This window comes from Streptomyces sp. H39-C1, assembly GCF_027158125.1.
GTDB lineage: Bacteria > Actinomycetota > Actinomycetes > Streptomycetales > Streptomycetaceae > Actinacidiphila > Actinacidiphila fildesensis.
The window spans coordinates 1-4,603 of record NZ_JAPVLS010000200.1 but is presented as its reverse complement, the minus strand read 5'-3'; the positions used below and the strand labels follow the sequence as shown (position 1 = coordinate 4,603).

Annotated in this window: 8 protein-coding genes and 1 pseudogene; all 9 read left to right on the top strand. The window is 69.1% G+C overall.

Going from position 1 to position 4,603, the window contains the following annotated elements:
• Window positions 1–588 (top strand): annotated as a pseudogene (locus O3W51_RS47360) (hypothetical protein); the annotation flags it as partial.
• Window positions 589–1,476: 888 nt separating this feature from the next.
• Entirely contained in the window at window positions 1,477–1,926 is a 450-nt protein-coding gene (locus O3W51_RS47355) for an STAS domain-containing protein (RefSeq protein ID WP_269290234.1), read from the top strand.
• Window positions 1,926–2,207 carry a hypothetical protein gene (locus O3W51_RS47350; protein ID WP_269290232.1) on the top strand — a complete coding sequence of 94 codons (282 nt, stop codon included), beginning with the start codon at window positions 1,926–1,928 and terminating at the stop codon, window positions 2,205–2,207. The genes O3W51_RS47355 and O3W51_RS47350 overlap by 1 nt, the downstream gene beginning before the upstream one ends.
• Window positions 2,186–2,494, top strand: coding sequence for an ANTAR domain-containing protein (locus O3W51_RS47345; RefSeq protein WP_269290230.1), 309 nt, complete (start codon window positions 2,186–2,188; stop codon window positions 2,492–2,494). Before O3W51_RS47350 ends, O3W51_RS47345 begins: the two co-directional genes overlap by 22 nt.
• 5 nt (window positions 2,495–2,499) lie before the next feature.
• Window positions 2,500–2,943 carry a GAF domain-containing protein gene (locus tag O3W51_RS48710; protein WP_331284172.1) on the top strand — a complete coding sequence of 148 codons (444 nt, stop codon included), beginning with the start codon at window positions 2,500–2,502 and terminating at the stop codon, window positions 2,941–2,943.
• Window positions 2,944–2,962: 19 nt separating this feature from the next.
• Window positions 2,963–3,250, top strand: coding sequence for an ANTAR domain-containing protein (locus O3W51_RS48705; RefSeq protein WP_331284171.1), 288 nt, complete (start codon window positions 2,963–2,965; stop codon window positions 3,248–3,250).
• Window positions 3,251–3,311: 61 nt separating this feature from the next.
• The gene (locus tag O3W51_RS47335) at window positions 3,312–3,539 is read left to right on the top strand and encodes a DUF5133 domain-containing protein (protein WP_269290228.1); all 228 of its coding nucleotides are present in this window, start codon (window positions 3,312–3,314) and stop codon (window positions 3,537–3,539) included.
• A gap of 66 nt (window positions 3,540–3,605) precedes the next feature.
• Window positions 3,606–3,761 (top strand): hypothetical protein, encoded by a 156-nt coding sequence (locus tag O3W51_RS47330; protein ID WP_269290227.1) that lies wholly within the window; start codon window positions 3,606–3,608, stop codon window positions 3,759–3,761.
• A 104-nt stretch (window positions 3,762–3,865) separates the two neighbouring features.
• Window positions 3,866–4,465, top strand: a complete 600-nt coding sequence (sigK, locus tag O3W51_RS47325; protein WP_269290225.1) for an ECF RNA polymerase sigma factor SigK — start codon at window positions 3,866–3,868, stop codon at window positions 4,463–4,465.
• Window positions 4,466–4,603 lie beyond the last annotated feature (138 nt).

Below are 4,603 nucleotides of genomic sequence, written 5' to 3'. Positions count from 1 at the left end.
GGTAACACCGGGTCCACCGGTGCGACCGGCGGGGCATGGACCGACTCGCAGACCACCGGCGGTAACGGGGCCGGGGGCGGCGATTCCGGCAGTGACTGGGCCGCAGGTACCGCGGACTCCACCGCCCACACCACCACCCGTCGCACCCAGCAGTGGGGCTGGACGCGCGGACACCAGCACAGCACCGGTGTTTCGCGTGCCCGTAACACCACGACAGCCCGGTCGGGGAACACCGGCCGCGGTGGTGACGGTGGCAACGCCACCAGCTCCAACACCGCGCGGTCGGGGTACTCCGGTAGCTCCGGTAGCTCCGGGAACTCCGGTGCCACCGGTGGTAACCACGCCGGGAACATCGGGATCCTGACCGGCAGCAATGGTGCCCGGTACGGTCACCAGCACGGCGGCTGGAACCACAGCAGCCAGTGCGCGCACGCCACCTCGGGAACCTCCGGTGCCACCGGCTGGACCGGCGCCACCGGTAACGCGGGCAACGCGTCCATGACCCACGGTGGTAACGGTGCGCGTGGCGGAGACTCCGGCACTGCCAACGCGGTGGGCGGCGCCCACTCAACCGCGCACGGCGCCTGAACCCTGTGCGGGTGATCGCGCTCGTCTGACCGGGCCCCAGCCCTGGTGATGATCTTGAGGGTCGGATTCTCCTGACGGAATCCGGCCCTCAAGCATTCCCGACCCGAACGCCGAGAGATGGAGTCACCGAGCGCCGGGCTGCGGCGTGGCGGGGGTCCGGCGCGGCGCCCACGGGACACGTCGAGCCGCCCTGACAGCGCCTTCGACGCGTCGCGCCCCAATCCGGGCGCACCGGACTGATACGGGATGAGGATGAGGTTGGTGTTCGTGGCGGGACGTGTGCGGGATCTGCTGCTCGCGACGGTGAGCGGCGGGGGGTGCGTGGGTTGTGCGGCCGTGGGTGGCTGGGCGGATGCGGCCCCGCGGGTGGCGTGGCTGTTTGTCGTATGCGCTCCGGCCACGGGTGTGGCGATGGTGGCCGCCGCTGTTCTGTTCGCGCGGGCGGTCCTGCCCGGCCGGCTGCGCTGCCACCTCTCCTGCCGCCCTCCGCCGGAAAGCCTCTGAAAGGTGATCATCGGCAGGTGGCCGGGGAGGGGGGTGGGACATATCCCGCCTCTGGTGGGTGTCACCCCGGACCGCTCGGCGCCGCGGGTAGACAGCGGCGTTATGCTGCTGGCAGCGCTCCAGCCCCCGGCGTAGCGAGTTCGTTGGTGATACGGGTACCGGCGGTGAGCGGACGCGGTTGTGTCTGCCCGTCCCGGGAGCCCAGGAGAGGGAGCGATCGCGTTCACGGCCACCTGCCGATGAGCCATCGTTTCGTCTGTCCTGTCCGCGAATCTGGCCGCACGAGAAGTGTGCTGTGGGGAGCCGGCAGTTCCGTCCCCCGTGCGCGCTGCCCCGTGGGGGCACAGGAACTGGGGCGCTATGCCTATTGCGCATCCGCTGAGCGTGCGGCGGCACGACCGGGAGAGCTGGTCGGTGATCACCCTGAGGGGTGAGATCGACTGGGACACCGCGCCCTCGGCGCGCTCGGTGATCGAAACCTGCCTGCAGGGAAACCGTGATGTCGACCTCGACCTGGCAGCGGTGACGTTCTGCGACGTCAGCGGCCTGAACCTCTTTCTCGGTGCCATTCAGTACGCCAGAGCAGCGGGCAGAGGGATTCGGCTGAGCCGTGCCACACCTGCGGTGTCCCGGCTGTTCGTCCTGACCGGCACCAGCCACCTGCTGCGTGGTCCGCCGGCGCCGTCAACCGGTGGCGCTGCGCAGTGCTCCTGCTCTGAGGGCGCCGTGGTGATCGCGTCGGCATCGTGCCACGCGCGCCACCCCGCCCCGGGCCGGCCCCTCGCCCATCCGGGCAGCCCCGCCTTGCCCAGCACAGCGGCAGGTCACCGCTGATGATCAGTGATCGCATGGGGAACGTGCTGCGTGGGTTGCGGGACGACGAGGGATCCGACGGTATCGGGGACGCCGCTACGGCCGGTGCGACAGTTTTGGGCGTGGACGGTCTCGCGGTGTCCCTGCTGACCGAGGCCGGCGGTATCGAGCTGGTCACCTGCCCGGACGCCAGCACGCAGACCTTCGAGGACCTGCAGTTCACCCTCGGCGAGGGCCCCGGCCCCGATACGGTGCGCGACGGCATCATGGTGTGGGTGCCATGGGCCTGGCCCTCGCGCTGACCGCCCGCTGCCTGGGCGTCGGCGAGGCCCATCGACAGGACCCCGACCACCACCACGATTCCCCGGACTCCTCGCATGACTTGCAGCAGGCGGTCGTGCACCAGGCCACCGGCATGATCAGCGTCCAGCTCAGTGTGCCGCTGCCTCAGGCTCTGCTGCGCTTGCGGGGCCATGCTTATAGCAGTGGCCGTTCCATCACCGACATTTCCCAGGACATCTTGGCCCGGCGGTTGCGCCTGGACCCCAACACCGACGGCATCGAGTTTCCCGTCGCAGACAAGGACTGATCGCCATGCCCCGCGAACAGCAACTTTCCCAGGTTTTCGTCGAGATCGCCGATTCACTGATCGATGACTTCGACGTCATCGACTTCCTACAGCAGCTGTCCGTTCGCTGCATGGAGCTCCTGGACGTGGCAGCAGTCGGGATCCTGCTCGCCGACGAGCACGGCATCCTGCGGGTCCTTGCCGCGTCCGACGAGCACACCCGGCTGCTCGAATTCTTCGCCACCCAGCACGACGAGGGCCCGTGTGTGGAGTGCTTCCAGAGCGGGCAGCCCCGCACCAACATCAACCTCACCGACCCGCAGATCACGAAGGACTGGCCACAGTTCGCCACCCGCGCACAGGAGACGGGCTTCGTTTCGACCAACGCGCTGCCGTTGCGGCTGCGCGGGCGCATCATCGGCGCCCTGAGCCTGTTCCAGACCGACCCCCGACCCCCTCAGCGATGGTGACATCGCGCTGGCCCAAGCCATGGCGGACATCGCGACCATCGCGATCCTGCAGCAGCGCACCTTGGCCCACAGCGAGACCGAACGCGGCCAACTCCAGTACGCGCTCACCAGCCGCATCGTCCTGGAACTGGTCAAGGGCATCCTCGCCGAGCGCTGGCAGCTGTCCGTCGACGACGCCTTTACCGCCTTCCGGCTCTACGCCCGCAACCACAACCTCAAACTCGCCACCTTGGCCCGAGAGATCACCGACGGCACCTTCAACACCGACACCATCCCGCACGCCGCCGGCGGCAGCACCACCAGGTGACACCACATCACTGCACCATCCGGCAGGATCCGCAGATAGCTATGGCGCAAGGAGACCGATCATGTTGATGGCTCATCCCGCGGTCCTACGGAATCTGCTCGAGCAGTACGACGCTCTCGCGTCGCTGCACGCGGACGAGGGCACCGCGAAGGTGCGGCAGCGGATGCACGACGTGGCCTATACGTTGTGTGTCTGCACCGGCACCCGTGACGTTGCCGCTGCCGTGACCGCAGCTCGCCACCAGCTGGCCCGCCCCGATCTAAGCGACGATTCCCTCCCTGCCTCCTGACCTACCTCTTCACACCGACGTGGTCGGCGACAGCCACGACCGCAGCAGCAAGGACGTACCGCCCGGATGACCGCAAGCAGCTCCACACCCGAACCGATATACGACAGCCTCGTCGAAGAGCTCGGCGACATCCCCGCACAGACGCGACAGACCGCGGAGAAGGTACTGGTGGAAGCCGCTCAGGCGCTCCAGTGGGGCACCCCTGCGTCCGGCGACGAGTGATCCCGCACAGCAAGCAGGGGCGGACCGGCGCCGGCACGGCACCATCCGAGGGACCGGCCACATCGCGCCGGGCAGCGACGCTGCCGTCTGAGAGGCTTCCCCTCATGGACGAAGCGGAAGGAACAGCCGGGCGCCCCGCACGGGCCGACGCCCCCTGTTCTCCTCCCAGCCCGGAGGACCTGCTGACGCGCGTCGGCCGCGGCGACCAGGACGCGTTCAGGCAGCTCTATCCGGTGATCGCCGGACCGGCCCTGGGCCTGGCGCGCCGCGTGGTTCGCGATGAAGCGCAGGCCGAAGAGGTCTGCCAGGAAGCCCTGATCGCTGTGTGGCGCCATGCGCCCCGGTTCGATCCGGCCCGTGGCGGGGCCCTGACCTGGGTCATGACACTGACGCACCGTCGCGCGGTCGAACGCGTCCGGTCCGCGCAGGCGGCGGCCGACCGGGACCGCACCTACGCAGCACGCAATCACCACACGGCGTTCGACGAGGTCAGCGACACCGTCGAAAACCGCCTGGAGCACGAACAGGTACGCCGCTGCGTGAATGCGCTGACACCCCTGCAACGCGAGTCGGTCCTGCTCGCGTACTACGACGGGTGCACCTACCGGGAGACCGCCGAACGACTGGACACCCACCTCGGCACCATCAAAACCCGGCTACGCGACGGCCTGATCCGCCTCCGCGACTGCCTCGCCGTCACCTGAATCCCCCGCTCCCCGCCGGGCCGCTCACCAGCAGCACGCACCCCGCTCCGATCCGGACGCGCCCGGCCAGCAAACCCATCTCTGCCGCCTGCACCGGTATGGGGTGTGGTGATCTGAGCAGAGCGGAGTGGACTCGAC

Bases quoted from the DNA above. Each gene is read 5' to 3' on its own strand.
- O3W51_RS47350 (WP_269290232.1), top strand. From the start codon at position 1,926: ATGATCAGTGATCGCATGGGGAACGTGCTGCGTGGGTTGCGGGACGAC.
- O3W51_RS47345 (WP_269290230.1), top strand. From the start codon at position 2,186: ATGGGCCTGGCCCTCGCGCTGACCGCCCGCTGCCTGGGCGTCGGCGAG.
- O3W51_RS48710 (WP_331284172.1), top strand. From the start codon at position 2,500: ATGCCCCGCGAACAGCAACTTTCCCAGGTTTTCGTCGAGATCGCCGAT.
- O3W51_RS48705 (WP_331284171.1), top strand. From the start codon at position 2,963: ATGGCGGACATCGCGACCATCGCGATCCTGCAGCAGCGCACCTTGGCC.
- O3W51_RS47335 (WP_269290228.1), top strand. From the start codon at position 3,312: ATGTTGATGGCTCATCCCGCGGTCCTACGGAATCTGCTCGAGCAGTAC.
- O3W51_RS47330 (WP_269290227.1), top strand. From the start codon at position 3,606: ATGACCGCAAGCAGCTCCACACCCGAACCGATATACGACAGCCTCGTC.
- sigK (WP_269290225.1), top strand. From the start codon at position 3,866: ATGGACGAAGCGGAAGGAACAGCCGGGCGCCCCGCACGGGCCGACGCC.